Source organism: Citrobacter sp. RHB36-C18 (assembly GCF_013814485.1).
In the GTDB taxonomy this organism is placed as follows: Bacteria; Pseudomonadota; Gammaproteobacteria; order Enterobacterales; family Enterobacteriaceae; genus Citrobacter; species Citrobacter braakii.
The window spans coordinates 1,683,073-1,708,207 of the sequence record NZ_CP057125.1 but is presented as its reverse complement, the minus strand read 5'-3'; the positions used below and the strand labels follow the sequence as shown (position 1 = coordinate 1,708,207).

The window sequence follows — 25,135 nt, the reverse complement described above, 5'->3', positions numbered from 1 at the left end:
AGACTAAACGGGAGCGATAAAGAAAGCTAAGGTTATTCTCCTAATTTTCGAAACCAGCGCGAATCAGTAAAAGACGAACCAGAGACAATATGAATGAGAAAGCGTATTGTCATACAAAGCGCTATGCTTGTTCCTGATATTGAGTCCCACCACAAGGAGTGGAGAATGTCTTCCATTACAACAGATAATAAAGCTTTCCTGAATGAACTGACCCGTCTGGTGGGTCATTCACACCTGCTGACAGAACCTGCTAAAACCGCCCGCTATCGCAAGGGATTCCGCTCCGGCCAGGGCGATGCGCTTGCCGTCGTGTTCCCCGGGTCGCTTTTAGAACTGTGGCGCGTTTTGAGCGCCTGCGTCGCCGCGGATAAAATTATCCTGATGCAGGCCGCGAACACCGGCCTGACCGAAGGATCTACGCCGAGCGGTAATGATTACGACCGCGAGATTGTCATTATCAGCACCCTGCGTCTTGATAAGCTGCACGTCATCGGCAAAGGTGAACAGGTGCTGGCCTATCCAGGAACCACGCTCTATTCGCTGGAAAAAGCGCTCAAACCGTTTGGCCGTGAACCGCATTCGGTAATCGGATCTTCCTGTATCGGCGCTTCGGTTATCGGTGGCATTTGCAACAACTCCGGCGGCTCGCTGGTACAGCGCGGCCCGGCATACACGGAGATGTCGCTGTTTGCGCGTATTGACGAACAGGGAAAATTACAGCTGGTTAACCATCTGGGTATCGAGCTGGGCCAGACCCCGGAGCAGATCCTGAGCAAACTGGATGACGAGCGTATTAGAGATGACGATGTTCGCCACGACGGGCGTCACGCGCACGATCATGACTACGTTACCCGTGTCAGAGATATCGACGCGGACACGCCCGCACGCTATAACGCCGACCCGGATCGCTTGTTTGAATCGTCCGGTTGTGCAGGCAAGCTCGCGGTCTTTGCCGTGCGTCTGGACACCTTCGAAGCCGAAAAAAACCAGCAGGTCTTTTACATCGGCACCAACCAGCCAGAGGTGCTGACGGAGATCCGCCGTCATATTCTGGCAAAATTCGAGCATCTGCCGGTCGCCGGTGAATATATGCACCGCGATATTTACGATATCGCTGAGCAATACGGCAAAGATACGTTTCTGATGATCGACAAGCTCGGCACCGACAAAATGCCGTTCTTCTTCACCCTGAAAGGCCGCACCGATGCGATGCTGGAAAAAGTGAAAATTTTCCGTCCTCACTTCACCGACCGGGCAATGCAGAAATTTGGTCATTTGTTCCCCAGCCACTTACCGGCGCGCATGAAAAGCTGGCGCGATAAGTACGAGCATCACCTGCTGTTAAAAATGGCCGGTGGCGGCGTGGCTGAAGCCCAAAACTGGCTAAGCGAGTATTTCAAAACCGCTGAAGGCGACTTCTTTGCCTGTACGGCGGAAGAAGGCAGCAAGGCGTTCTTGCATCGCTTTGCGGCGGCTGGCGCGGCTCTTCGTTATCAGGCCGTACATGCGGATGAGGTGGAAGATATTCTGGCGCTGGATATCGCGCTGCGTCGTAACGACACCGAATGGTACGAGCATCTGCCCCCAGAGATCGACAGTCAACTGGTGCACAAACTCTATTACGGTCACTTTATGTGTTACGTCTTCCATCAGGATTACATCGTGAAAAAAGGCGTGGATGCGCATGCGCTAAAAGAGCAGATGCTGGAACTCCTGCGCGAGCGTGGGGCGCAGTATCCGGCAGAGCATAACGTCGGGCATCTATATCAGGCGCCGGAAACCTTGACCCGTTTTTACCGTGAGAATGACCCCACCAACAGTATGAATCCGGGTATTGGGAAAACGAGTAAGCAGAAGTTCTGGAAAGAATCGTAAACCTGAAAAAGATAAGCGCTACCGGGCATGTTGCCGGGGCGCTTTGCTTGCCCGGCCTACTGCTACATTCGCTATGCGTAGGCCGGATAAGACATCTTATTTAATCGTTCTGTGCGGTTTGCTCGCCCTTCGCCGAACCTGCCGCCGCCATCTGCGCAGCTTTTTGCTTTTTATAGCTCAGCGCCGCCGCCGGAACCGGCATCACCTTGCCCGTTTCAATCCAGGTACGTAAACGGCTGGCATCGGCAAAGTGAGTATATTTACCAAAGGCATCCATCACCACCAGCGCCACCGGTTTGTTGTTAATCACCGTACGCATCACCAGACAGTGGCCTGCCGCATTGGTAAACCCGGTTTTCGTTAACTGAATATTCCAGTTATCGCGGTATACCAGATGGTTGGTGTTACGAAACGGCAGCGTATACGCAGGGTTGGCAAACGTCGCCATATCTTCACGCGTGGTACTTAGCTGGCCGATCAGCGGATACTGTTTGCTGGCGATCAGCAGCTTGGTTAAGTCACGGGCGGTCGAGACGTTATGAATCGACAAGCCAGTGGGTTCCACAAAGCGTGTCTGAGTCATGCCGAGCGCTTTCGCTTTGGCATTCATGGCTTTGATAAACGCGTTGTATCCGCCCGGGTAATGATGCGCCAGGCTCGCCGCCGCGCGGTTTTCTGATGACATCAGCGCCAGCAATAACATGTCTTTACGGCTGATTTCGCTGTTCAGTCGTACGCGAGAGTAAATGCCTTTCATCTCCGGCGTCTGGCTAATATCGACTTTCAGCTTTTCATTCAGCGGCAGTCGTGCATCAAGCACCACCATCGCCGTCATTAATTTGGTAATCGACGCAATCGGACGCACAAGGTCCGGGTGGTTCGAATAGATAACTTTGTTGGTATTCAGATCAACGATCATCGCGCTACCGGACGCTATCTCAGGTTGAGAAGCCGCTGCGGTAGTTGCCGTTTTCGCCACGGCTTGGGGTGCAAAAGGAACGGCCAGCACCAGGGCAAGGCTTAATAATGAAACTCGGAATTTCAGCATGATGAGATTTCTGATAATGGTTCACGCACGTCACAACGCACACCGCCAGAGATTAAGTATTATCTCAAGCTAGCTCAGGCATCATAGCGATCCGGCAGGTTTGCTGCCACAGGAGAATCGTCTCGAAATGCTGCGTTGCTGACTTTTACGTCAACAACGCAGCGTAGACAGGTTTATCCGTCAGAATAACCGATAGCCGTAACCCCACAGGATTACCGTAATAGCCAGCAGTACCTCCAGTACCAGCACACCGATCGCCAGCGTCGAACTGGAAAAACTCAACCCTTCCTCACGAGTGATATTCAGGAACGTTGGAATGCCGAGATAAAGTAAATAGCCGGTGTAAAACAGCGCGAGAGTCCCGACTAATGCGCACAGCCAGACCAGCGGATAAAGTGCGACCAGCCCGCTTAAAAACAGCGGCGTCGCGACATATCCGGCAAAGACCATACAATGCGCCAGCGACGGACGCTGCGGGTAGTTACGCGCCATCCACCAGATAACCCGGCCCATGACGGCAACGCCCGCCAGCATCACCCCGTAAAACAGAATCGCCATTGCAAATCCAGTCAACAGGGATAATTTCAGGATATTGCCATCGCCAAAATCCCAGCCGATTTGTGTGGTACCGATGAACGCACAAACAACCGGGATTGCCGCCATCAGCAGTACATGGTGGGTATAGTGATGCGAAACGCTTTCGTTTTCGCTGTTGATCACATGCATTTCACGATCGGGATGGGAAAACAGCCCCCAGACATGGTTCATACCGCCCCCTTCTTGTCAGCTCCGGACCTCAACAGTTCAAGTATAATTCAGCTTTGGATTAATTTTTGTACAACAACAAAAATGACGAACCGCTAATTCAGCGCTTTTAAACCCCACGATGATTCACAGGGTGTATGCTTAACGTGGGGAGGTCATCCAGACATATGGATATAAACAGTCTTATTGCACATTACGGTTACGCCGCATTGGTCATTGGCAGTTTGGCCGAAGGTGAAACCATTACCCTGCTGGGCGGCGTGGCGGCACATCAGGGATTACTTAAATTTCCTCTGGTGGTTATCTCTGTGGCCCTGGGCGGGATGATTGGCGATCAATTGCTGTATCTGCTTGGGCGTCGTTACGGTGGAAAAATTTTGCGTCGTTTCTCAAAACATCGCGACAAAATCCGCCGGGCGCAGAAAATGATCCAGCGCCGTCCTTATCTGTTCGTGATTGGCACCCGTTTTATGTATGGTTTTCGCGTGATCGGCCCGTTGCTGATTGGCGCAAGCCATCTGCCGCCTAAAATTTTCCTGCCGTTGAATATTCTGGGGGCGCTGGCGTGGGCGCTGATATTTACCACTCTGGGTTACGTGGGGGGAGAAGTTATTGCGCCGTGGCTACACAATCTCGACCAGCATATTAAGCACTGGATATGGCTGGCTCTGGTGATTGTGCTGGTGCCAGGCGTTCGGTGGTGGTTAAAAAAACGCAGCAGCAAAAGTACGGCCCGATAGCGCGATGTCTACCGGGCGGGTGCGTTACGAAGCGTGGTAGCCGCCCCCCAGCGCACGGTTCAACTGGATTGAGGCATCCAGCCATTGCCCTTGTAAAAGCAGAGCGTTGCACTGTTCACGTAATGCCGGGATCTTTGCCTCACTGACCCGGGAGCCCGCAATAATTCCGGCATTGAAGCGCGCCTGCGCCAGACCCACTACGCGCAGTGCATCATGCTCAATCTGCTGCTGATGCTGATTCTTCTGCGCCAGGGTTTCTACCTGCGATGCTGCACGCGCCACGTCATTCACCGCATCCACCACGGCTTTGTTGTAATTCGCCACCGTCAGGTTGCTTTGCGCTTGAGTAATGTCGAGATTCGCGTTCAGCCTGCCGCTATCAAAGATAGGCAGCGTCAGCCCGGCCGTTACGCCCATTTGCTGCGCGGAATGGCGAAACAAGTCGCTCAGATGTAACGCATCCTGTTGTAAAAATGCCATCAGATTTACATCGGGATAAAACGCCGCTTTCGCCGCATCAATGCTGCTCAGCGATGACTCTATGTACCAGTGCGCCGCCTGCAAATCCGGTCGGCGGGCCAGCAGCGAATAACCTAGCTGGGACGGAAGCTGGCTTTCCACCGCGGGCAGCGGGGTCGAATGGAGTTTCAGGGCTGTGGACTGCGAGTTGGTCAGCGCGCTCAACCGCGCTTCAATCACCTTCATTTTACCGCTGACATCGTTCAGCTGCTGCTCTGTTTTGCTGGAATCGATATCGGTTTCAACGCCTTCCACCGAAGAAGTAAGACCATTTTGATACAGTTGACGATCAACGTTAATGACGTTCTGCTGCTCGGTTTCGATTTGCGTCAACACGGTTTTCAGCCCGGCCTGCGTTTGCCATTCCCAGTAAAGACGAGCCACACCGCTCGCCAGCACCTGTCGCGTTTGCTCGCGCTCGGCTTCACGCGCCTTAACGGCCCCAATACGTGCCGTCACTTCGGCCCGATTTTTACCCCACAGATCCAGATTCCAGCCAGCAGTTAAACCAAAGGTGCCGTTGGTGTACCACGGCCCGGTCGTCCCGGCGGCCGGATCGGTAATGGCAAACGGACCCATCAGCCCTTCGGCTGACATTCTCTGACGCTCCACATCTGCTGAGAAATCGATCTCCGGGCCATCCTGCGCCTCCACAGCCTTAGCCTGCGCCTCCGCCAGTTGAATGCGCTGTTCCGCGACCTGCATATCAGGGGAGTTTCGTAACGTGCTGTCAATCAGCGCATTAAGCTGGGGGTCATGGTATGCCTTCCACCATTGGCTGTCCGGCCAGCCATTTTTTAACGCCGCAGGCAATGTGGTATCGACATTCGCAGCGGGGGTCTGCTGTGACAGAGACTGGCGGTCATCATGCATCGGCGCGCAACCTGACATCAAAATAAAAAGCGGCAACAATGCCGTCGTGACAAAAGCAGAATTACGATTCATGGAGAGACACAGGTAAGAAAAGATGTGCTGAGATTACGACTTGTCGCGTTTCCTTTTTTAGTTACGCGTGGCAATACACCTTTGGCAATAAAAATATATAATCGGAAAAATATACACCCAACAAATAATTTAGATTAATTAATTTTAATAATTTATGGATGGAGACATTATGTCACAGAATATCTATGACGATCCCGAGTTCTTTGCCGGATATGCCACACTGGACCGTTCAGTAAAAGGGCTCGACGGTGCGCCAGAATGGCCGACAATACAAGCGATGCTCCCCGCTCTGCAGGGAAAAAATATCCTCGATTTGGGTTGCGGATATGGCTGGTTTTGCCGCTACGCGCGCGATAACCAGGCGGCCAGCGTAGTGGGACTGGATATTTCACAAAAGATGTTAACCCAGGCGCACAGCATGACGCAGGGTAATGGCATCGTTTATCGACGTGAAGATCTCGAGACGCTTTCCCTGCCGCCAAATTCTTTTGACCTGGTTTATAGCTCACTTGCCCTGCACTATTTGCGCGATATCGCGCGATTATTCGTAACGATTTACCAGTCGTTAACACCGGGAGGCATGTTGGTATTCTCTGCCGAGCATCCCATTTATACTGCACCGCTTAATCAAGGTTGGATAAAAGATAAAACCGGGCAACAGTCCTGGCCGGTCAATCATTATCAGCAGGAAGGCACACGCATCAGTAACTGGTTCGCGGAGGGTGTCAAAAAACAGCACCGTAAGCTGGCGACCTGGATTAATGCGCTGATAGCCGCCGGATTCGAAATCGTTTGTGTCGATGAATGGGGGCCGTCCGCTGAACAGATTGCTGAAAAACCGGCGCTGGATGAAGAAAAAGAGCGGCCAATGGTGTTTCTGCTCAGCGCACGTAAACCGGAGTAAGGTCATTACAGGAAGATTTTCAGAGGCTTTCCTATACTTAACCTGAACTCACCAAAAAAGGAACGCTGATGAAAATCTTACTGTGGATTATTTTAGTTATTTTTCTGATTGGGTTATTGGTGGTAACTGGCGTGTTTAAGATGATTTTTTGAAACAAAGGCCACTCCGGTGGCCGATTAATGTGTTAATGCAATTTAGCGATATCAATGGCCTGAATCGCGCGCGCGATATCCGGTGAATTGTTTAATGCGCGGATTTCCTGAAACAGCGCGGTTGCTTCTGAGTATTCTTTACGCAAATACCCTAACCATTGTTTAATCCGCGCCACGTGATACAGCCCGGTATCACCCTGCTTTTCAAGACGAGTATATTTTTGCAACAGCATCACGACATCAGGCCACGGCATACGCGGCTCGTTGTACTTCACCACACGGCTCAGGTTCGGAATATTTAATGCCCCACGGCCAATCATCACCGCATCGCATCCGCTGATTGCCATACAGTCCTGGGCGCTTTGCCAGTCCCAGATTTCGCCATTCGCGATAACCGGAATGGTAAGCCGCTGGCGGATCTCACCGATCGCCTGCCAGTTGATATGTTCGGCCTTATAGCCCTGTTCCTTGGTTCGGCCATGCACCGCCAGCTCGCTGGCGCCAGCCTGCTGAACGGCATCAGCAATTTCAAACTGCCTGTCGCTGTTGTCCCAGCCCAGACGCACTTTCACCGTCACGGGCAGATGCGCAGGCACCGCCTCGCGCATGGCTTTTGCGCCCCGGTAGATGAGTTCAGGATCTTTTAATAACGTTGCGCCACCGCCGCTGCCGTTGACCAGCTTCGACGGGCAGCCACAGTTCAGATCGACACCAAACGAGCCCAGTTCTACCGCGCGCGCCGCGTTCTCCGCCAGCCACTGCGGATACTGCCCCAGCAACTGTATGCGCACCCGCGTGCCGGATGGCGTCCGGCTATTGTTATGCAGTTCCGGGCAGAGCCGATGGAATACTTTTGCCGGCAGGAGCTGATCTACCACGCGCACAAACTCGGTGATGCACAGATCGTAATCATTCACTTCAGTCAGCAGCTCGCGCACCAGTGAGTCGAGCACGCCTTCCATCGGCGCCAGTAAAACACGCATATCGTCACCCGCAAAAAAAGAGGCGCTATGGTAGCGCCTCCGTTCGGGAGATTAAAGAGGCTCAGCGCGGCAACAGGCAGTTATCTTCTTTCCAGCCGTACAGCCATTCCATACCACGATAAAATTCCGCCTGAGATTTGCCTTTCCACAGCAGATTACGCACCTGGCGCTCGACGCCTGCGGCGTGGTACACACGTCCCATTTCGCGCGTCGACCAGACGATGCGCGCAGTACGCGGAATACGCACCGACTCATACAAGGCAAAGGCATCAGCCGCATCGCCGTCACACTGCTGTAACGCCTTACCGAGAGTGACAGCATCTTCAAGCGCCATACAGGCGCCCTGCGCCATATATTGTGCCACCGGATGCGCAGCATCACCCACCAGCGTAATGCGGTCGGTCCCCCATTTCTCTACCGGTTCGCGGTCAGCGGTGGACCAGCGACGCCATGACGTCGGCTTATCCAGCATCTGGCGCGGACGCGCATGAATACCGGCAAAATAGGAGAGCACTTCCTCTTTACTGCCATCCTTCACCCCCCACTCCTCCTGCTGACGGCTGTGGAAAGTCACCACCAGGTTATACTGCTTGCCGCCACGCAATGGATAGTGCACCAGGTGGCAGTGCGGTCCGGCCCACAGCACCGGCGCGTTAATGCGCAAATCTTCCGGCATATCATCGCAATCAATCACCGCGCGATAGACCACGTGCCCGGTAACGCGTGGCGAATCGCCAATCAGAGACTGACGCACAACCGACTTCACACCGTCACAGCCCACCAAAATATCCGCTGTCCAGTTGTTACCGTGCTCATCAAAGACCGTCACATCATCTTCTGTCTGGCGAATATCAACCACGTTAGTTGAAGTGCGATACTCAACGTTGGGATGAACCAGTGCCGCTTCCCAGACAGAAGCATGAATATCAACCCGATGGATAACCGCATAAGGACCGCCAAAGTGATCGCGGAACGCCTGCCCGGTTTCAATGCGTACAACCTCTTTCGCGTTTACCGCATCCATCATGGTGATGTGATCGGTAAAAACGGCGCGCTTGCGGGCGACGTCACCCACACCAAGGCTGTCCAGAGCAGAAAACGCGTTCGGCCCGAGCTGAATGCCCGCACCAATCTCACCAATCTCGTGCGCTTTCTCCAGCAACATCACTTTAATGCCTTGACGGGCAAGCGATAGCGCGGTCGCCGCGCCGCCAATCCCGCCACCCACGATAATTGCGCGAGTCACTTTAGCCATTGTCGTTCTCCTTATCAGGCTGGAATTTTGTCTTGTTGATTCTCGGGCGCGGCGGCGATAAACGCCGGAAGCTGGATACAGGCATCATATACCGCCTTACAGCGCGGATACCCGCTCAGATCACAGCCCATACGTAACGCGTTCGCCCACTGTGGGATCAGACAGCAATCCGCCAGCGTCGGCGCATCCCCCACGCAGAACGTCCCCGACTGACTCTGGCGCAGCATCTGTTCAACCGCGCTTAACCCTTGCTGGATCCAGTGCGCATACCAGCGTTTTTTATCCTCTTCACTGACCTTTAGCTCTTCGCTCAGGTAGCGCAGTACCCGCATGTTATTCACGGGATGGATATCACAAGCGATGGCATAAACAATTTCCAGCACCCGGCTGCGCGCCGGGAAGTCGGCTGGCAGCAGCGGCGACTGCGGAAAGTGACCATCCAGCCAGTCGGTTATCGCCAGCGACTGCCCGAGTGATTCTCCCTCATCAGTGACCAGCGTCGGTACAAGCCCTACCGGGTTCATCCGCCGGTAGGCCAGCTCGTTCTGCTGACCGATGCGAATGTTGACACCCACCGTCTGGTAATCAAGCCCCTTCAGCGCCAGCGCAATGCGTACGCGATATGACGCGGAGCTGTTAAAGAAACTGTACAGCTTCATCATCCACCTCAGACAATCTTCACAGCGATGGGGGTTAAACCGTCTACATTGCCGGTGATCACATCTCCTTTCACCACTGCGCCCACGCCCTCTGGCGTGCCTGTGTAGATCAAATCACCCGGCTGTAGTTCGAAAAAGCCGGACAGATAGCTAATCGTTTCATTAACGGACCAGATGAGGTGGCGAATATCGCTACGCTGATGATCGTCGCCGTTGACCTGCAACCAGATAGGCGCGTTGTTAACATCCGCACTTTCGCTGGCTTTATGCAGTGGCGCGATGGGGGCTGAGAGATCAAATGCTTTGCCGATTTCCCACGGACGCCCCATCTGGCGCATCTCCATCTGCCTGTCGCGGCGGGTCATATCCAGACCAGTGGCATAGCCCCAGATATATTCGTGCGCTTTTTCCAGGGGTATATCGCTGCCCTTTTTACCGATCGCCACCACCAGCTCTATCTCATAGTGATAGTTATCAGTCTGCGACGGGTATGGCAGCTCGAGGGTTTGACCGGCCGCCACCGGGACCACCGCATCGGCAGGTTTACAGAAGAAGAACGGCGGTTCGCGATCCGGATCAAAACCCATTTCACGCGCATGAGCGGCATAGTTGCGGCCCACGCAGTAAACGCGACGCACGGGAAACTGTTCATTACTGCCAACGACCGGAACGGTAACAGGCGCTTGTGGTTCGAATACGTATTGCGTCATTTTCTCTCTCCCAAATTAATAACGTGCTTCACGGAACAACCCCAGCGCTTCCTGAACCGGTCTGTCCGAAAAACTAAATAAGACGGCATCTTCGTGGGCCTGGAATGACACGCCGTGCCAGGTTGGCACCACGAAGATATCTTTTGGCGAAAAATTGAAGATCTCGGTGCCGATGGTGACCTGCCCGCTTCCTTCCACCACGTGATAGATAGTGCTGTCGGTGGTACGCGCCATCCGCGAGGAAAAGCCCTTCGGCAACAGTTGTAAAAAGGTCCCCATTGAAGGCATGGGATAACCACCGGTTACCGGGTTGACGTAACGCATCTTGTAACCGTCCCACTCATCGGCGTCGCCCATGCGGGTCAGGTCATGCAGCGCTTCACGGCTGCGATCGTAGCGATAGTTGAAAATTGGCGATGAGTTACCCTTCTGATGGCGCAGCGGCAGCATATTGGCCGCGTAGCGTGGTAAGTAATCCCCTTCCTTACGCGTGACCGGCTGCTGATCCTCCGGGTAATCTTCCGCAAAGCCGCAACCCAGCAGATTCACCAGTGGCAGATCCAGACCGTCCAGCCACACCACCGGTTCACTGCCTGGGTTGCCGTGGTCGTGCCAGCGCCACTGTGGCGTCAGAATAAAATCCCCTTCATGCATTTGGGTGCGCTCGCCATCCACGGCAGTAAATGCCCCTTTCCCTTCGACAATAAAGCGCAGCGCAGACTGATTATGCCGGTGACTCGGCGCAACCTCGCCCGGCATGATTAACTGCAATCCGGCGTACAGCGTTGGGGTGATTGAAGACTGTCCGCGCAGCATGGGGTTTTCCAGCACCAGTACGCGACGAATCGCCTCTTTCGCGCCAATCAGATCGCCGCTTTCCAGCAGCAACGGGCGGATCTCCTGATAGTTCCAGTACGCAGGAGCACAATGTGCGTTCGGCGTTGGCGGTACCAGGCGGTGCAGCGACTCCCACAGCGGGGTCAGATTCTGCCCGGAAATATGCTGGTAAAACTGCTGACGGCTGTTCTTAACATCCTGATTAAGTTCTGACATAGAGATTCTCCTTATTTGTTCACGATGCCCACGCGTGACAACGCGTCAGGGACAGAGGCCGACTGGCGGATAACAACCGTCAGCAGCATAAGCATCACCGCGCTGATGGCCGCCGGAACGGCAATAATGAAAAACAGGTTATCGAATGAGAAATTCATCGCCATCATCACGCCGCCGGAGAGCGAGCCGACAATCGCGCCGCAGCGGCCAATCGCATTAGACCAGCTGACGCCCGTGGCCCGGCTCTGCGTCGGATAAAGCGTGGCGGTTAAGGCATTCAGGCCCACCTGCGAACCGCTGATGCCGATGCCGGTGCCAAAAATGGCCAGCGCCATCAGCCACAGGCCGTTCTCGCTCAGACCAATCATGACAATACACACCGCACCCAGCGCATAGCTCACTGCCAGCACGCGGAAAGGGTTGTATTTATCCATCAGCACTCCCAGCACCAGCGCACCGAGCGTACCGCCAATCTGAAAGGCGGCGGTCACCCATGAGGCATGCTGCAGGTCAATTCCGCGATGGTTAAGCAGCGTTGGCATCCAACTGGAGAGCAGATAAATGATCAGCAGGCTCATAAAGAACACCACCCATAACATCAGGGTAATGGGCAACTGTTGCCCGACGAACAGCTGGCGAATGCTGCCTTTGGCAATCGCGGCGCCCTCGTTGAGATAAAATTGGGTATTGTCATAACGTTCCCGGGTGATGGCGCTGACGGTTCTGGCAATCACGTTTTGCGGCAACTGACGACGAACCTGCCAGCGCGGGGATTCCGGCAGCGCAAACAGCAGAGCCACAAACAGCATCAGCGGTAGCACGCCTCCCAGCACCAGGATGCCGTGCCAGCCAATAACCGGCACCAGCTGTGCGCTGACAATCCCGCCCATCGCCGAGCCCAGGGTAAAACCGCAGAACATCATGGTGACCAGTGCGCCACGCCGACGCGCTGGCAGGTATTCTGAGGTCATAGTGATAGTATTTGGCATCGCGCCGCCCAGGCCTAACCCGGTAAGGAAGCGCAAAATAACCAGCGTTTGTAGATCGGGGGAAAAAGCCGAGATCAGGCTCAGTGCGCCGAACAGCGCCACGCAGAGTTCAATCACCCGTTTGCGTCCAAAACGATCCGATAGCGGACCGCAGAGCAGTGCGCCAGCGGTCAGACCCAGCAGGCCTGCGCCAAACAACGGCGCCAGATCTCCGGCCGTCAGTTGCCAGTGGGTGCGAATGTCGGGCGCGATAAAACCAATAGCTGCGGTATCAAAACCGTCGAGCATGACGACCAAAAAACAGCAAATGATAACGCGCCACTGGGTCTTACCGACGGGGGCGGAATCGATCAGTGTTTGTAGCTCACGTTGTTGAGTCATAGTGAATGCCTCAGTGCAGGTAGAGTAGATGTCTGTTTTGTTTTAGGTATGTTGCGACTTTGTACGTTTGGAGATGAAATGTACAATGGCTTTTCATGCAGAGGCATAACCTGGAGGTTATAGCAAATGGCTAACTGGGCGCAGAAACTTAAGTTACACCACCTGCAAACGCTTATTGCGCTGGGCGAACAGGGGAATTTGACTCACGTCGCCCGAATGATGAATATCACCCAGCCAGCGTTGTCAAAATGGTTATCACAGCTCGAAGATGAGATGGGTATCACACTCTTTGAACGTCATAGCAAAGGCTTACGCCCTTCAGAAGGTGGCAAGCTGCTACTGCAGCATGCCCAACGCCTGATCAATGATATGGAACGTTCACAGTATGAAATCGCCCGTTTTAAGCAGGGAGGCCTGGTAGGGAGTCTGAAGATTGGCTGCTCGCCGGTGGCGACGGACTGCGTTTCACAGGCGATACTGGGTTTGCTCACAGAGCTGCCGACCTTGCATCTTAATATTGAAGAGAAGGTGATGACCCCGCTGCTGCACGATCTGCTCGCGGGTTCGGTGGATGTGGTGGTCGGACGCGTCGGTGGCCGGGCGCTTCAGTTGCCGCTCAATTACCAGGTGCTGTATACCGAGCCGGTCTGTTTCGTCGCGCGCCCCGACCATCCACTGGCAAAATATCCCCTGCTCACCTGGCATGATCTGGCTAACTGGCGCTGGATTGTCTGGCCGACGGGAACGCCCATCCGGATAAGCATTGACAACGCGCTGGTAGATAACGGCGTCATGCTACCGGAAAACATCATTGAGTCGGCGTCGATAAACGTCAGCACCAACCTGCTGCAAAGTAGCGACATGATCTCTATTCTTTCTCTACGCCTGGCGCAGCGTTATGCCGCCCAGGGACAGCTGGCTATCCTGAATCTGCCGAAGATTGAACAAAAAGGCAGCGTAGGTGTGTTCTGGCGCAACAATGAAACGCCCACGACCGCCCTGAATCGTTTTCTGTATTACCTGGCACAGGTTTAACGTGAACAGTTAGGGCCATCGCCCGATGTTCCAGATATCTATTTCTTCTATGCTTAGAATTCATGATGTGATCGGTAGCACGTTTTGAAGTTTAATTGTATGATGAATCAGTCTCGTCAAGGGTTTCAACTATGAGCAAAGCACTGAACATTATCTGGCAATATTTGCGCGCATTCGTCCTGATTTATGCCTGCCTCTATGCAGGTATTTTTCTTGCATCGCTACTCCCCATCACCATTCCGGGCAGCATTATCGGCATGCTGATTCTGTTTGTCTTACTGGCTTTGCAGGTGCTACCGGCAAAATGGGTTAACCCCGGCTGCTATGTGCTGATTCGCTATATGGCCCTGCTGTTTGTCCCGATTGGCGTGGGGATCATGCAGTACTTTGATCTGCTCCGTGCGCAATTTGGTCCGGTGGTGGTGTCCTGTACCATCAGTACGCTGGTCGTTTTCCTGGTGGTGAGCTGGAGTTCTCACATTGTGCACGGTGAGCGCAAAATCGTTGGGCAAAAAGGGTCTAAAGAATGATGTCGTATATCTGGTGGTCGTTACCCCTTACGCTGGCGGTATTTTTTGGCGCACGTAAGCTGGCTGCACGATTTAAAATGCCGCTATTGAACCCGCTACTGGTCGCCATGGTGGTGATCATTCCCATTCTGATGCTGACCGGAATTCCCTACGATCACTATTTCAAAGGCAGTGAGGTGCTGAACGATTTACTGCAACCTGCCGTGGTCGCGCTGGCCTATCCGTTATACGAACAGCTGCACCAGATTCGCGCTCGCTGGAAATCAATTATTGCCATCTGCTTTGCGGGGAGCGTTGTGGCGATGGTTACAGGTACAACAATCGCCTTGTTGATGGGCGCATCGCCGCAAATTGCTGCGTCAATCATGCCGAAATCGGTAACCACGCCTATCGCTATGGCAGTGGGAGGCAGCATTGGTGGTATTCCGGCCATCAGCGCCGTGTGCGTCATTTTTGTTGGTATCCTCGGGGCTGTGTTTGGTCATACTTTGCTCAATGCGATGCGTATTCGCACCAAAGCCGCACGTGGACTGGCTATGGGTACCGCGTCGCACGCCCTGGGTACCGCACGCTGTGCAGAGCTGGACTATCAGGAAGGCGCGTTTAGCTCTCTGGCGCTGGTTATTTGCGGCATTATCACCTCGTTGGTCGCCCCATTCCTGTTCCCGATTATTCTGGCCCTGGTCGGTTAACCTTCAATTTTTGGCTAATTATTTGCGATGCGTTGCACATTTTTAATTTAAGTTTCATAAGTTGCATACACAATGAGATTTGGATCACATATAAAGCCGTAACAGGCCCGTAAACTACGATTCCATTACATTGTTATGAGGCATCGCCATGCATCCACGTTTTCAAACTGCTTTTGCCCAACTCGCGGATAACTTGCAATCAGCCCTGGCGCCTGTTCTGGCGGATGCGCATTTCCCCGCCATGCTGACTGCTGAGCAGGTCTCTTTGCTGAAACGCGAATCGGGACTGGACGAAGACGCGCTGGCATTCGCTCTACTGCCGCTGGCTGCGGCCTGCGCGCGTACTCCGCTGTCCAACTTCAACGTTGGGGCAATTTCTCGCGGCATCAGCGGCACCTGGTACTTCGGTGGGAACATGGAGTTCCTTGGGGCGACTATGCAGCAAACCGTTCATGCCGAGCAAAGCGCCATTAGCCATGCCTGGCTGCGCGGTGAAAAAGGGCTCGCCGCCATCACCGTCAACTACACGCCGTGCGGCCACTGTCGCCAGTTTATGAACGAACTGAACAGTGGACTGGATTTACGTATTCATCTGCCGGGACGTGCGCCACACGTGCTGCGCGATTACCTGCCAGACGCCTTCGGACCGAAAGATCTGGAGATTAAAACACTGCTGATGGACGATCAGGATCACGGCTTCGCGCTGCAGGGCGATGCGTTGACCCAAGCGGCTATCACCGCCGCCAACAGATGTCATATGCCGTACAGCAACTCCCCAAGCGGCGTGGCGCTGGAATGTAAAGATGGTCGAATTTTTAGCGGTAGCTATGCGGAAAATGCCGCCTTCAACCCGACCCTGCCGCCGCTGCAAGGCGCGTTAAACCTGTTGAACCTTAACGGTTATGACTACCCGGATATCCAGCGTGCTGTGCTGGCTGAAAAAGTCGATGCGCCGTTGATTCAGTGGGATGCGACCTCCGCTACCCTGAAAGCGCTGGGCTGCAATAATATTGAGCGCGTGCTGCTCGGTTAATTGCCTGGCGCTACGCTTATCTGGCCTGCAATCGCTCCAGGTTGTCGGCCAGATTTGCTGTTGCTACCATCCAACAGGGCCGTTTTGCTGAAAATCCCCTCAATCAGATTGCTGTTTCTTGCGCTACGTCTTCCGGTACAGTAGCCTGATTGAAATTCCATCCAAATAACGAGTTTTCTGCATGTTAAAGCGCGTGTTTTACAGCCTGTTAGTCCTGGTAGGCTTGCTGCTTTTGACTGTGCTTGGGCTCGACAGGTGGATGAGCTGGAAGACCGCTCCCTACATCTACGACGAATTGCAGGATTTACCCTACCGCCAGGTCGGTGTGGTCCTGGGCACGGCGAAATACTATCGCACCGGCGTCATCAACCAGTATTACCGCTACCGCATTCAGGGCGCATTGAACGCCTATAACAGCGGAAAGGTAAACTATCTGCTGCTGAGCGGCGACAACGCACAACAAAGCTACAACGAACCCATGACGATGCGTAAAGATCTGATTGCCGCAGGTGTCGATCCCGCTGATATCGTGCTTGATTACGCTGGGTTCCGGACGCTCGATTCGATTGTACGAACCCGCAAGGTGTTCGATACCAACGATTTCATCATTATTACTCAGCGATTCCACTGTGAGCGCGCCTTGTTTATTGCGCTGCATATGGGCATCCAGGCCCAGTGCTATGCAGTGCCCTCACCAAAAGATATGCTCACCGTGCGGGTACGTGAATTTGGCGCCCGCTTTGGCGCACTGGCCGATCTCTATATTTTCAAACGTGAACCCCGCTTTTTAGGCCCGCTGGTGCCCATCCCTACCATGCATCAGGTACCGGACGATGCACAGGGATATCCGGCGGTCACGCCTGAACAACTACTCGAATTACAAAAGAAACAAGGAAAATAAGCATGGATGTACAAACCCTTTTCGTCGTGTTGGCCTTTCTGCTCATTCCCGTATTTTGTTTTCGCGAAGCATGGAAAGGCTGGCGTTCTGGGGCCGTAGATAAAATTAAAAAGAATGCGCGCGAACCGGTTTACGCTTATCGCAATCAAGAGCCCCTGCAATTTTGGTCTTATGTGCTGGTTTATGCCGGGTGCGGATGTTTATCCTTCGGGATGGTTATTTACTTAGTCTTTTATCGCTAGAGAATTTTCCTTTATATTAGCATTTGAGAATAGCTAATATTTTGATAATAGTTACCATTTCAATGTAAGGGATTAATGCTGCCCGCCAGCATTTCCCTCAGACTATCTTCTATTTGTGAATCCTTTCACAGAATACTCTTCCTGCAGTGCTTAGCCTTAAGAATAGCCTTCACTTTTTATATTTTGTTATTAACGGTTTGCCTTAATTTACTCAAGCATTAAGGAAGAAAATATGCCACAACAAAATTATCTGGATGAGCTCACGCCTGCTTTTACCCCATTATTAGCAATAAAAGAGGCTTCTCGCTGTTTATTATGTTACGACGCCCCCTGTAGTCATGATTGCCCAGCGCAAACAGACCCAGGGAAATTTATTCGTTCTATTTATTTTCGTAATTTTAAAGGCGCTGCCGAAACTATCCGCGAAAATAATGCGCTCGGTGCGGTGTGCGCCCGGGTTTGCCCAACCGAAAAATTATGCCAGCGCGGATGTTCGCGCTCAGGAATTGATAAACCTATCGATATTGCACGTCTGCAACGCTTTATTACCGATTTTGAACAGCAGACCGCAATGAAAATCTATCAGCCGGCAACAAAAACGCTCGGCAAGGTAGCTATCATCGGGGCGGGTCCGGCAGGGTTACAGGCCAGCGTAACGCTAAGTAATCTTGGTTATGATGTGACAATCTTCGAAAAACAGGCCCAGCCAGGTGGCTGGTTGCGTTATGGCATTCCAGAGTTTCGTCTGCCGCAAGCAGTTTTGGATCTTGAAATTGCCCGTATCGTTGAAATGGGCGTGACCATCAAGTGCAATTGTGAAGTCGGCAATGCCCTTTCCATTGAGCAACTCAAAGCAGAATACCGCGCCGTACTGGTTACCGTTGGGATGTCTTACGGTTCAACATTACCTCTGTTTGAGAGGGCGAATCATGTCGAAATCGCCGTCGATTTTCTGCAACGAGCCCGGCAATCCAACGGCGATATTACCGTCGCACAAAGTGCATTAATCATCGGCGGTGGCGACGTGGCGATGGATGTCGCCAGTACGTTGAAGCTGCTGGGCTGCCCGTCAGTCACCTGTGTCGCGCGTGAAGAACTCGCCGACTTCCAGGCCAGCGACAAAGAATTCAGCAGCACACAGGCTTTAGGGGTGTCGATAATTGACGGCTTCACGCCCGTGGCGGTTAGCGGAAATCGAGTCACCTTTAAGCACGTACGCCTGCCAGGAGAACTCACGCTTGAAGCTGAACAGATTATTCTCGCCGTCGGCCAACATGCTCAACTTGATAATTTCGTCGCGTTAAAGCCACAGCGCAATCTTATCGATACGCACAATTATCAAACCGCCGATCCGGCTCTGTTTGCTGCGGGCGATATTGTTAAAGGCGATAAAACCGTTGTTTACGCCGTGAAAACGGGAAAAGAAGCCGCTCAGGCCATTCATCACTATTTAGAGGGAGCTTGCTCATGTTAACGAAAGATCTTTCTATTACTTTTTGCGGCGTCAAATTCCCCAACCCGTTCTGCCTCTCTTCCTCTCCGGTGGGCAACTGCTATGAAATGTGCGCCAAAGCCTATGATAGCGGCTGGGGTGGCATTGTTTTTAAAACGATCGGGTTCTTTATTGCTAATGAAGTCTCCCCACGTTTTGACCATCTCACCAAAGAAGATACCGGCTTTATTGGCTTCAAAAATATGGAACAAATTGCCGAGCATCCGCTGGAGGAGAATCTGGCCGCAATTCGTCGACTAAAACAGGACTACCCGGACAAAGTCCTGATTGCGTCGATTATGGGGGAAAATGAGCAGCAATGGCAGGAACTGGCCCGTCTGGTTGAAGACGCGGGTGCAGACATGATCGAGTGTAACTTCTCGTGCCCGCAAATGACCTCACATGCCATGGGTAGCGATGTCGGGCAAAGCCCTGAGCTGGTTGAAAAGTATTGTCGGGCCGTTAAACGCGGCTCGTCCCTGCCGATGCTGGCGAAAATGACACCGAACATTGGTGATATGTGTGAGGTGGCTCTGGCAGCAAAACACGGAGGTGCCGACGGTATCGCGACCATCAATACGGTTAAATCCATCACGAATATCGATCTGAACCGAAAAATCGGGATGCCGGTCGTCAACGGTAAATCCAGTATTTCCGGCTACTCCGGCAAGGCCGTTAAACCTATTGCTTTGCGATTTATCCAACAACTGCGCATGCACCCTGACCTGCGAGATTTCCCGATTAGCGGCATCGGGGGAATTGAGACCTGGGAAGATGCCGCCGAGTTTTTACTGTTAGGCGCGGCCACGCTGCAGGTGACCACCGGGATCATGCAGTATGGCTACCGGATTGTGGAGGACATGACCAGCGGGCTGTCACATTACCTCGCCGATCAAGGGTTTGACTCACTGGAGGAGATGGTTGGTCTTGCCAATGCCAATATCATCCCCGCGGAGGATCTTGACCGTAGCTACATCGTCTACCCGAACATTCATCTTGATAAATGCGTTGGCTGTGGCCGCTGCTACATCTCCTGTTATGACGGCGGACATCAGGCGATGGAATGGAATGAGGAAACCCGCACACCGCATTGCAACACAGAAAAATGTGTGGGATGCCTGTTGTGTGGTCACGTTTGTCCGGTAGCCTGTATTGAGCTGGGTGAAGTGAAATTTAAACCCGGTGAGAAAGAGCATGCGTTAACGTTGTAACGCTGACAAAAAAGCCCGGTACAGATTACGCTGCACCGGGCTTTTTGCGGTATACGATTACTTCTTACGCGCGTACTTCAGTGAGTCCAGCGCGACCGCGAAGATGATAATGCCGCCCTTGATAATGTACTGCCAGTATGGGTTCACTCCAATGTAGGTCAGACCGTAGTTGATGACGGTGAAGATAATCACACCGGTCACCACGCCAAACACGGTACCGACCCCGCCGCTGAACGACACGCCGCCAACCACGCACGCCGCAATCGCATCCAGCTCATACATAAAGCCGAGGTTGTTAGTCGCCGAGCCGATACGCCCGGCTTCGAGCAAACCGCCGAAGGCATAAAACACGCCAGACAACGCATAGATGATCAGCAGGTTCAGCGCAACGTTGACCCCGGACACTTTCGCGGCTTCTGGGTTTCCGCCGATGGCGAAAATGTTTTTACCGAAGCGGGTCTTGTTCCACAGCACCCAGACAAACGCCACCGCAATCAGCGCATAGAAGGTGATGTAGGAGAGGCGGAAACTACCCAGCGCAATAAAGCCCTGCGCGAAGGTGGAGAATCCGCTGTCAAAGCCAGAAATTGGCGATGCGCCGACAAAGTCGTAGTAGAGGGAGTTGATCCCGTAAACGATGATCATCGTACCCAGGGTGGTAATAAACGGCGTCACATTCAGATAAGCAATGATAATACCGTTCACCAGACCGATAATGGCGCCAATCACGCAAACAATCAGCACCACCACGATGATTGGCATTGTAGCCATTTCCGGGAACACCTTGTTGGCGTTCTCCATCGACTGTAGCAAGGTTGCCGCCACGACTGCCGCCAGGCCAACCTGACGTCCCGCCGACAGATCTGTCCCTTGGGTAACAATCAGCCCGGCCACGCCCAATGCGATAATAATACGCACCGAGGATTGCGTCAGAATATTACTCAGGTTCAGTAAGCTTAAGAAAGTGGGATCCTGGAAAATAATAATCGCCAGCAAAACCAAAAGAACAACGTAAATTCCGCCTTCTTTCAGATAAGTAAGAAAACTTTTCTTATTTAACGCACTCATGAGGAGCCCCTAATCTTAAAGGTGCAAAGACGCAAGACGGAGGATTTCGTTTTGCGTTGTTGTTTTAGTGTCAACAATTCCGGCAACGAGACCATTGCTCATCACCAGAATACGATCGGTAATACCTAGCAGCTCCGGCATTTCAGAGGAAATAATAATAATCCCCTTATCCTTTTTCGCGAGTTCAGCAATCAGCTGATAAATTTCAAATTTCGCGCCGACATCGATACCACGCGTGGGTTCATCTAACATCAGGATTTCTGGCTGCGTTAATAACCAGCGACCAATAACCACCTTTTGCTGATTACCACCGGACAGTGAACCGATTTGTGTTCGATGGCCCGGCGTTTTCACCCTCATTGAGTCAATTACCCACTGGGTATCACTCTTCATGCGGGAATTATCCAGCAGACCAACTTTATTTTTATAGTTTTGGATATTGGAGATTAACGAGTTAAAACCAATATCCAGATACGCGTAAATACCGGTTGAGCGGCGCTCTTCCGTGACCAGCGCAAAACCATGGTTAATGGCCTCATTCGCGCTGTGGTTATTAATCTTTTTGCCGTGTAGCGTAATCGTACCCGATGATTTCTCACGAATACCAAAAAGCGTTTCAACGATATCAGTACGTTTTGCGCCGACCAGCCCGGCAATCCCGAGAATTTCCCCTTTGTGCAAATCAAACGAGATATCACGAATCGACGGCTGACGCAGCGAGGTCAGGTTACGCACTTGCAGAATGACTTCACCGGGTTTGTTTTCTTTATCCGGAAAACGTTGGTTCAGTGAACGGCCGACCATCATGGAGATGATCTTATCCATATCCAGCCCTTCCAGCGGCTGGGTCGCAATCCACTGGCCATCGCGCAGCACGGTAATTTCATCGCATAGCTGGAAGATTTCTTCCATCTTGTGAGAAATATAAACAATACCGCATCCACGCTCTTTCAGCTTACGGATAATGGTAAACAGATGATTAACTTCTTTCTCGGTTAACGATGACGTTGGCTCATCCATGATGACGATTTTTGCGTCATAGGAGAACGCTTTCGCAATTTCAATCATCTGCATTTGAGAAACGGATAATGTACCAACACGCGCACGCGGATCGATATCAATATCCAGCTCATCAAATATCGCTTTGGTATCGCGGTACATTTTGTCCTGATCGACAAACATGCCTTTGGTGGGATAGCGTCCCAGCCACATGTTATCCATCACAGAACGTTGTAATACCAAGTTTAATTCCTGGTGTACCATCGAAATACCATTTTCAAGCGCTTCTTTAGCAGAATGAAAATCGATTTCTTTACCCTGAAATAAAATACTACCGGAATCTTTTTGATAGATACCGAAAAGACATTTCAATAATGTTGATTTCCCCGCGCCATTCTCCCCCATTAAGGCATGAATGGAATGTGGGCGGACTTTTAAATTGACATTATCAAGAGCCTTAACGCCGGGGAAGGACTTGTTGATGCCGGTCATTTCCAACAAGTATTCGCCTGACGACTGAGTATGTGTGCTGACCATAATTATACCTTGTTGGCCTTGCAGAGTGCGTTATTAAGGGCGCAATGACATTGCGCCCAAAGACGGAGTATTTACTTATTGGTAAACTCTGCCAGATTATCTTTATCGACACCTACGTACGGAACGCGAACAATTTTGTTCTCAATTTTCCAGTTAGTGCCATCTGCCGCACCTTTACCGTCAGCCAGGTTTTTCGCCAGATCGAAGGTGGCTTTCGCCTGGTTGTTGGCGTCGTTCAGCACGGTACCAGCCATTGCGCCAGATTTCACCAGAGCCAGCGCTTCAGGCAGCGCATCCACACCAAATACCGGTACGCTGGTTTTGTTGTGCGCTTTCAGCGCTTCAACTGCGCCCATTGCCATCGCATCGTTGTTTGCGATAACCACTTCGATTTTGTTGGCGTTCGGACCGGACATCCACGCATCCATTTTATCTTTTGCCTGAGCGGTATCCCACATTGCAGTATCTAACTGCAGTTGCTCAGTTTTAATGCCTTTATCGTTCAGCTCTTTAATCACGTAAGTGGTACGTGCTTCAGCGTCCGGGTGTCCCGGTTCGCCTTTCAGCAGAACAAACTGAATTTTGCCGTCTTTGTTCAGGTCCCAGTTCGGGTTCGCTGCCCAGTGTTTGGCGATCAAATCACCCTGAATAATACCGGACTCTTTAGAGTCGGTACCGACGTAAAACGCTTTGTCATAGCTGTCCAGCGCCTTACGAGAAGGTTCTTTGTTAAAGAACACGATCGGTACGTTCTGCCCTCGTGCTTTTTCAATGACCGTGCCTGCCGCTGCCGGGTCAACCAGGTTAATCGCCAGTGCTTTAACGCCTTTTGCCAGCAGCACGTCGATCTGGTCGTTTTGTTTGGACTGGTCGTTCTGCGAGTCATTCATCAGCAGTTGTACATCTGGCGCCGCTTTGGCATCTTTTTCAATAGCCTTACGTACTACAGACATAAAGTTATCGTCATACTTATAGATAGTTACACCAATGCGGGTATCAGCAGCGTGCGCAGCCGCGCCGAATAACATGCTTGCCATTACAGCAGACAGGGTCAACACCTTCTTATTCATGGTATCTCCGGTTTTATTATGCAGGGTAGTACTTGAGATAAATGCTCGGCAGGCAGAACGTTACTGAAGTGTTACTGAACGCCGAAGCTCACTTTTAAAAAATATTTCTTCCGTGTCTGGCAACGCTCCAAAAACAGGCTTTAATTTTTGTTTAAGGCACCTTTACCTCGGTGAAAGTGATTATTCACCGTTACATAGTAGTTACAGCGCAACAAACAGTGTCATCATAGCTATCGCATTGTTAATATACTGTGAATTTACTCACATATTGAAAGCGGTTACATCGCGCAACGTTATGAGTTAGTGATCGGTGCCGCATTCTGCCGTAGCGCCACTGAATGGCGACGCACCAGCGTCGGCATAAAGCAATGCGTCGCCTCCGGGTCTAACGTGCCTGCAGCCCCCTGTAGCGCAAGCTCCGTCGCCATTTTTGCCATTGAGGCAATGGGATAGCGTACGGTGGTCAGTTGCGGATCGGTGTAACGCGCGATAGGAATATCATCAAAGCCAATGATAGAAAGGTGTAATGGAATAGCGATGCCGTTGTCTTTTAGCGCGGTCAGCGCGCCGGCAGCCATATTGTCGTTATAGGCGAAAACCGCCGTCAGTTGTAAGTTACGTCCCAGCAGTTCTACCATCGCAGACTCTCCGCCTTGCATATCGGGCGAACCGGTGCCGACCCAACTTTCTGCCGCAACAATCCCCTGCTCTTTCAGGGCTGTTAACCACCCTTCTTTGCGCATGGTGTCATCTTCAATGCGATGGCTTGACGCCAGATAACCGATGCGTTGATGACCATTATTCAGCAGCATTCGGGTCGCCATTTTGGCACCGCTGATGTTATCCAGACAGACGCAGCGGTGGGCGTAACCCGGCACCAGACGATTTATCAGCACCATACCGGGGATCTGATCCATAAACTCGGCGAGTTCCCGATCGCTCAGTGCTTTCGAGTGTACAATCAGTGCGTTACAGCGCTGACGAATCAACACCTCAATGGCATGACGTTCTTTTTCAGCCTCATGATAGCTGTTGCCAATCAGGACATACTTCTGATGCTGCTGGGCAACCATATCCACGGCTTTTACCAGCGCGCCAAAAAAGGCGTCTGATACATCCATGACCACAACACCAATCGTGTCGCTCACCTGCGTCGCCAGCGCTTGCGCGTTGGCATTAGGTCGATAGCCCAGCAGAGTAACTGCCTTCATTACCGCTTCACGCGTATCGGGACTCACCAGCGCACTGTTGTTCAGTACGCGGGAAACGGTCGCTACAGAAACGCCAGACTGTCGTGCCACATCACGTATGGTGATCATATTCACTGCCCTGTTTTAGATTGCGGTT

The 25,135-nt window shown here is 52.3% G+C and carries 24 protein-coding genes; 11 read left to right on the top strand and 13 right to left on the bottom strand.

Going from position 1 to position 25,135, the window contains the following annotated elements:
* The first annotated feature begins 165 nt into the window (after positions 1–165).
* Positions 166–1,875, top strand: a complete 1,710-nt coding sequence (gene dld / locus HVZ52_RS07990) for a D-lactate dehydrogenase (protein WP_181599090.1) — start codon at positions 166–168, stop codon at positions 1,873–1,875.
* A 100-nt stretch (positions 1,876–1,975) separates the two neighbouring features.
* Here dld and pbpG read toward each other — a convergent pair whose 3' ends face one another.
* Positions 1,976–2,923, bottom strand: coding sequence for a D-alanyl-D-alanine endopeptidase (pbpG, locus tag HVZ52_RS07985; RefSeq protein ID WP_016153699.1), 948 nt, complete (start codon positions 2,921–2,923; stop codon positions 1,976–1,978).
* Positions 2,924–3,103: 180 nt separating this feature from the next.
* Positions 3,104–3,691: a Yip1 family protein gene (locus HVZ52_RS07980; RefSeq protein WP_016153700.1), complete on the bottom strand. Its 588-nt coding sequence runs from the start codon at positions 3,689–3,691 to the stop codon at positions 3,104–3,106.
* A gap of 164 nt (positions 3,692–3,855) precedes the next feature.
* Between HVZ52_RS07980 and HVZ52_RS07975 the strand changes: the two genes are divergently transcribed.
* Positions 3,856–4,428 (top strand): DedA family protein, encoded by a 573-nt coding sequence (locus tag HVZ52_RS07975; protein ID WP_016153701.1) that lies wholly within the window; start codon positions 3,856–3,858, stop codon positions 4,426–4,428.
* Between the two features lie 24 nt (positions 4,429–4,452).
* Here HVZ52_RS07975 and mdtQ read toward each other — a convergent pair whose 3' ends face one another.
* Entirely contained in the window at positions 4,453–5,892 is a 1,440-nt protein-coding gene (gene mdtQ / locus HVZ52_RS07970; RefSeq protein WP_065554085.1) for a multidrug resistance outer membrane protein MdtQ, read from the bottom strand.
* A 169-nt stretch (positions 5,893–6,061) separates the two neighbouring features.
* On the opposite strand from mdtQ, the gene HVZ52_RS07965 reads away from it, so the two are divergent.
* A complete protein-coding gene (locus tag HVZ52_RS07965) occupies positions 6,062–6,796 on the top strand; it encodes a class I SAM-dependent methyltransferase (protein ID WP_181599089.1) in 735 nt (244 codons plus the stop codon).
* A 184-nt stretch (positions 6,797–6,980) separates the two neighbouring features.
* Here the strand turns inward: HVZ52_RS07965 and dusC are convergent, their stop codons facing one another.
* The 6 genes from dusC to HVZ52_RS07935 form a co-directional block, all read right to left on the bottom strand.
* Entirely contained in the window at positions 6,981–7,931 is a 951-nt protein-coding gene (gene dusC / locus HVZ52_RS07960; RefSeq protein WP_019077218.1) for a tRNA dihydrouridine(16) synthase DusC, read from the bottom strand.
* A 61-nt stretch (positions 7,932–7,992) separates the two neighbouring features.
* Positions 7,993–9,186 (bottom strand): 3-hydroxybenzoate 6-monooxygenase, encoded by a 1,194-nt coding sequence (locus tag HVZ52_RS07955; protein ID WP_181599088.1) that lies wholly within the window; start codon positions 9,184–9,186, stop codon positions 7,993–7,995.
* A 14-nt stretch (positions 9,187–9,200) separates the two neighbouring features.
* On the bottom strand, positions 9,201–9,845 hold the full coding sequence (gene maiA / locus HVZ52_RS07950; RefSeq protein WP_181599278.1) for a maleylacetoacetate isomerase: 645 nt from the start codon (positions 9,843–9,845) through the stop codon (positions 9,201–9,203).
* 8 nt (positions 9,846–9,853) lie between these two features.
* Complete coding sequence (locus HVZ52_RS07945) at positions 9,854–10,555, bottom strand: fumarylacetoacetate hydrolase family protein (protein WP_016153707.1); 702 nt, start codon at positions 10,553–10,555, stop codon at positions 9,854–9,856.
* Between the two features lie 15 nt (positions 10,556–10,570).
* A complete protein-coding gene (gene gtdA / locus HVZ52_RS07940) occupies positions 10,571–11,608 on the bottom strand; it encodes a gentisate 1,2-dioxygenase (protein ID WP_019077221.1) in 1,038 nt (345 codons plus the stop codon).
* An 11-nt stretch (positions 11,609–11,619) separates the two neighbouring features.
* Entirely contained in the window at positions 11,620–12,978 is a 1,359-nt protein-coding gene (locus HVZ52_RS07935; RefSeq protein ID WP_103284019.1) for an aromatic acid/H+ symport family MFS transporter, read from the bottom strand.
* A gap of 126 nt (positions 12,979–13,104) precedes the next feature.
* Between HVZ52_RS07935 and HVZ52_RS07930 the strand changes: the two genes are divergently transcribed.
* The 8 genes from HVZ52_RS07930 (at position 13,105) to preA (ending at position 20,114) form a co-directional block, all read left to right on the top strand.
* Positions 13,105–14,013, top strand: a complete 909-nt coding sequence (locus HVZ52_RS07930) for a LysR substrate-binding domain-containing protein (protein WP_016153710.1) — start codon at positions 13,105–13,107, stop codon at positions 14,011–14,013.
* A gap of 131 nt (positions 14,014–14,144) precedes the next feature.
* Positions 14,145–14,543, top strand: a complete 399-nt coding sequence (locus tag HVZ52_RS07925; RefSeq protein WP_016153711.1) for a CidA/LrgA family protein — start codon at positions 14,145–14,147, stop codon at positions 14,541–14,543.
* Positions 14,540–15,235, top strand: coding sequence for a CidB/LrgB family autolysis modulator (locus tag HVZ52_RS07920; protein WP_016153712.1), 696 nt, complete (start codon positions 14,540–14,542; stop codon positions 15,233–15,235). Before HVZ52_RS07925 ends, HVZ52_RS07920 begins: the two co-directional genes overlap by 4 nt.
* Before the next feature lie 148 nt (positions 15,236–15,383).
* Positions 15,384–16,268: a cytidine deaminase gene (gene cdd / locus HVZ52_RS07915; RefSeq protein ID WP_181599087.1), complete on the top strand. Its 885-nt coding sequence runs from the start codon at positions 15,384–15,386 to the stop codon at positions 16,266–16,268.
* Positions 16,269–16,449: 181 nt separating this feature from the next.
* Positions 16,450–17,169, top strand: coding sequence for an outer membrane permeability protein SanA (sanA, locus tag HVZ52_RS07910; protein ID WP_016153714.1), 720 nt, complete (start codon positions 16,450–16,452; stop codon positions 17,167–17,169).
* 2 nt (positions 17,170–17,171) lie between these two features.
* Positions 17,172–17,411, top strand: a complete 240-nt coding sequence (locus HVZ52_RS07905; protein WP_016153715.1) for a DUF2542 family protein — start codon at positions 17,172–17,174, stop codon at positions 17,409–17,411.
* A gap of 232 nt (positions 17,412–17,643) precedes the next feature.
* A complete protein-coding gene (locus HVZ52_RS07900) occupies positions 17,644–18,885 on the top strand; it encodes an NAD(P)-dependent oxidoreductase (protein ID WP_181599086.1) in 1,242 nt (413 codons plus the stop codon).
* Complete coding sequence (gene preA, locus HVZ52_RS07895; protein WP_181599085.1) at positions 18,879–20,114, top strand: NAD-dependent dihydropyrimidine dehydrogenase subunit PreA; 1,236 nt, start codon at positions 18,879–18,881, stop codon at positions 20,112–20,114. The genes HVZ52_RS07900 and preA overlap by 7 nt, the downstream gene beginning before the upstream one ends.
* A gap of 57 nt (positions 20,115–20,171) precedes the next feature.
* On the opposite strand, the gene mglC is transcribed toward preA, so the two are convergent.
* The 4 genes from mglC to galS all read right to left on the bottom strand — a co-directional run bounded on the left by mglC (position 20,172) and on the right by galS (position 25,107).
* A complete protein-coding gene (gene mglC, locus HVZ52_RS07890; protein WP_003027393.1) occupies positions 20,172–21,182 on the bottom strand; it encodes a galactose/methyl galactoside ABC transporter permease MglC in 1,011 nt (336 codons plus the stop codon).
* A 15-nt stretch (positions 21,183–21,197) separates the two neighbouring features.
* On the bottom strand, positions 21,198–22,718 hold the full coding sequence (gene mglA, locus HVZ52_RS07885; RefSeq protein ID WP_016153718.1) for a galactose/methyl galactoside ABC transporter ATP-binding protein MglA: 1,521 nt from the start codon (positions 22,716–22,718) through the stop codon (positions 21,198–21,200).
* A 71-nt stretch (positions 22,719–22,789) separates the two neighbouring features.
* Positions 22,790–23,788 carry a galactose/glucose ABC transporter substrate-binding protein MglB gene (gene mglB / locus HVZ52_RS07880; protein ID WP_016153719.1) on the bottom strand — a complete coding sequence of 333 codons (999 nt, stop codon included), beginning with the start codon at positions 23,786–23,788 and terminating at the stop codon, positions 22,790–22,792.
* A 293-nt stretch (positions 23,789–24,081) separates the two neighbouring features.
* Positions 24,082–25,107 (bottom strand): HTH-type transcriptional regulator GalS, encoded by a 1,026-nt coding sequence (gene galS, locus HVZ52_RS07875; RefSeq protein WP_016153720.1) that lies wholly within the window; start codon positions 25,105–25,107, stop codon positions 24,082–24,084.
* Positions 25,108–25,135: the final 28 nt, after the last annotated feature.

Excerpts from the sequence above, each read along its gene's own strand:
- galS (WP_016153720.1), bottom strand. The coding sequence starts at position 25,107 with ATGATCACCATACGTGATGTGGCACGACAGTCTGGCGTTTCTGTAGCG.
- sanA (WP_016153714.1), top strand. The coding sequence starts at position 16,450 with ATGTTAAAGCGCGTGTTTTACAGCCTGTTAGTCCTGGTAGGCTTGCTG.
- HVZ52_RS07955 (WP_181599088.1), bottom strand. The coding sequence starts at position 9,186 with ATGGCTAAAGTGACTCGCGCAATTATCGTGGGTGGCGGGATTGGCGGC.
- mglA (WP_016153718.1), bottom strand. The coding sequence starts at position 22,718 with ATGGTCAGCACACATACTCAGTCGTCAGGCGAATACTTGTTGGAAATG.
- HVZ52_RS07980 (WP_016153700.1), bottom strand. The coding sequence starts at position 3,691 with ATGAACCATGTCTGGGGGCTGTTTTCCCATCCCGATCGTGAAATGCAT.
- mglC (WP_003027393.1), bottom strand. The coding sequence starts at position 21,182 with ATGAGTGCGTTAAATAAGAAAAGTTTTCTTACTTATCTGAAAGAAGGC.
- HVZ52_RS07935 (WP_103284019.1), bottom strand. The coding sequence starts at position 12,978 with ATGACTCAACAACGTGAGCTACAAACACTGATCGATTCCGCCCCCGTC.
- HVZ52_RS07930 (WP_016153710.1), top strand. The coding sequence starts at position 13,105 with ATGGCTAACTGGGCGCAGAAACTTAAGTTACACCACCTGCAAACGCTT.
- dld (WP_181599090.1), top strand. The coding sequence starts at position 166 with ATGTCTTCCATTACAACAGATAATAAAGCTTTCCTGAATGAACTGACC.
- preA (WP_181599085.1), top strand. The coding sequence starts at position 18,879 with ATGTTAACGAAAGATCTTTCTATTACTTTTTGCGGCGTCAAATTCCCC.
- HVZ52_RS07925 (WP_016153711.1), top strand. The coding sequence starts at position 14,145 with ATGAGCAAAGCACTGAACATTATCTGGCAATATTTGCGCGCATTCGTC.
- mdtQ (WP_065554085.1), bottom strand. The coding sequence starts at position 5,892 with ATGAATCGTAATTCTGCTTTTGTCACGACGGCATTGTTGCCGCTTTTT.
- HVZ52_RS07975 (WP_016153701.1), top strand. The coding sequence starts at position 3,856 with ATGGATATAAACAGTCTTATTGCACATTACGGTTACGCCGCATTGGTC.
- gtdA (WP_019077221.1), bottom strand. The coding sequence starts at position 11,608 with ATGTCAGAACTTAATCAGGATGTTAAGAACAGCCGTCAGCAGTTTTAC.
- HVZ52_RS07965 (WP_181599089.1), top strand. The coding sequence starts at position 6,062 with ATGTCACAGAATATCTATGACGATCCCGAGTTCTTTGCCGGATATGCC.
- mglB (WP_016153719.1), bottom strand. The coding sequence starts at position 23,788 with ATGAATAAGAAGGTGTTGACCCTGTCTGCTGTAATGGCAAGCATGTTA.
- HVZ52_RS07905 (WP_016153715.1), top strand. The coding sequence starts at position 17,172 with ATGGATGTACAAACCCTTTTCGTCGTGTTGGCCTTTCTGCTCATTCCC.
- pbpG (WP_016153699.1), bottom strand. The coding sequence starts at position 2,923 with ATGCTGAAATTCCGAGTTTCATTATTAAGCCTTGCCCTGGTGCTGGCC.
- HVZ52_RS07900 (WP_181599086.1), top strand. The coding sequence starts at position 17,644 with ATGCCACAACAAAATTATCTGGATGAGCTCACGCCTGCTTTTACCCCA.
- dusC (WP_019077218.1), bottom strand. The coding sequence starts at position 7,931 with ATGCGTGTTTTACTGGCGCCGATGGAAGGCGTGCTCGACTCACTGGTG.
- cdd (WP_181599087.1), top strand. The coding sequence starts at position 15,384 with ATGCATCCACGTTTTCAAACTGCTTTTGCCCAACTCGCGGATAACTTG.
- HVZ52_RS07945 (WP_016153707.1), bottom strand. The coding sequence starts at position 10,555 with ATGACGCAATACGTATTCGAACCACAAGCGCCTGTTACCGTTCCGGTC.
- maiA (WP_181599278.1), bottom strand. The coding sequence starts at position 9,845 with ATGAAGCTGTACAGTTTCTTTAACAGCTCCGCGTCATATCGCGTACGC.
- HVZ52_RS07920 (WP_016153712.1), top strand. The coding sequence starts at position 14,540 with ATGATGTCGTATATCTGGTGGTCGTTACCCCTTACGCTGGCGGTATTT.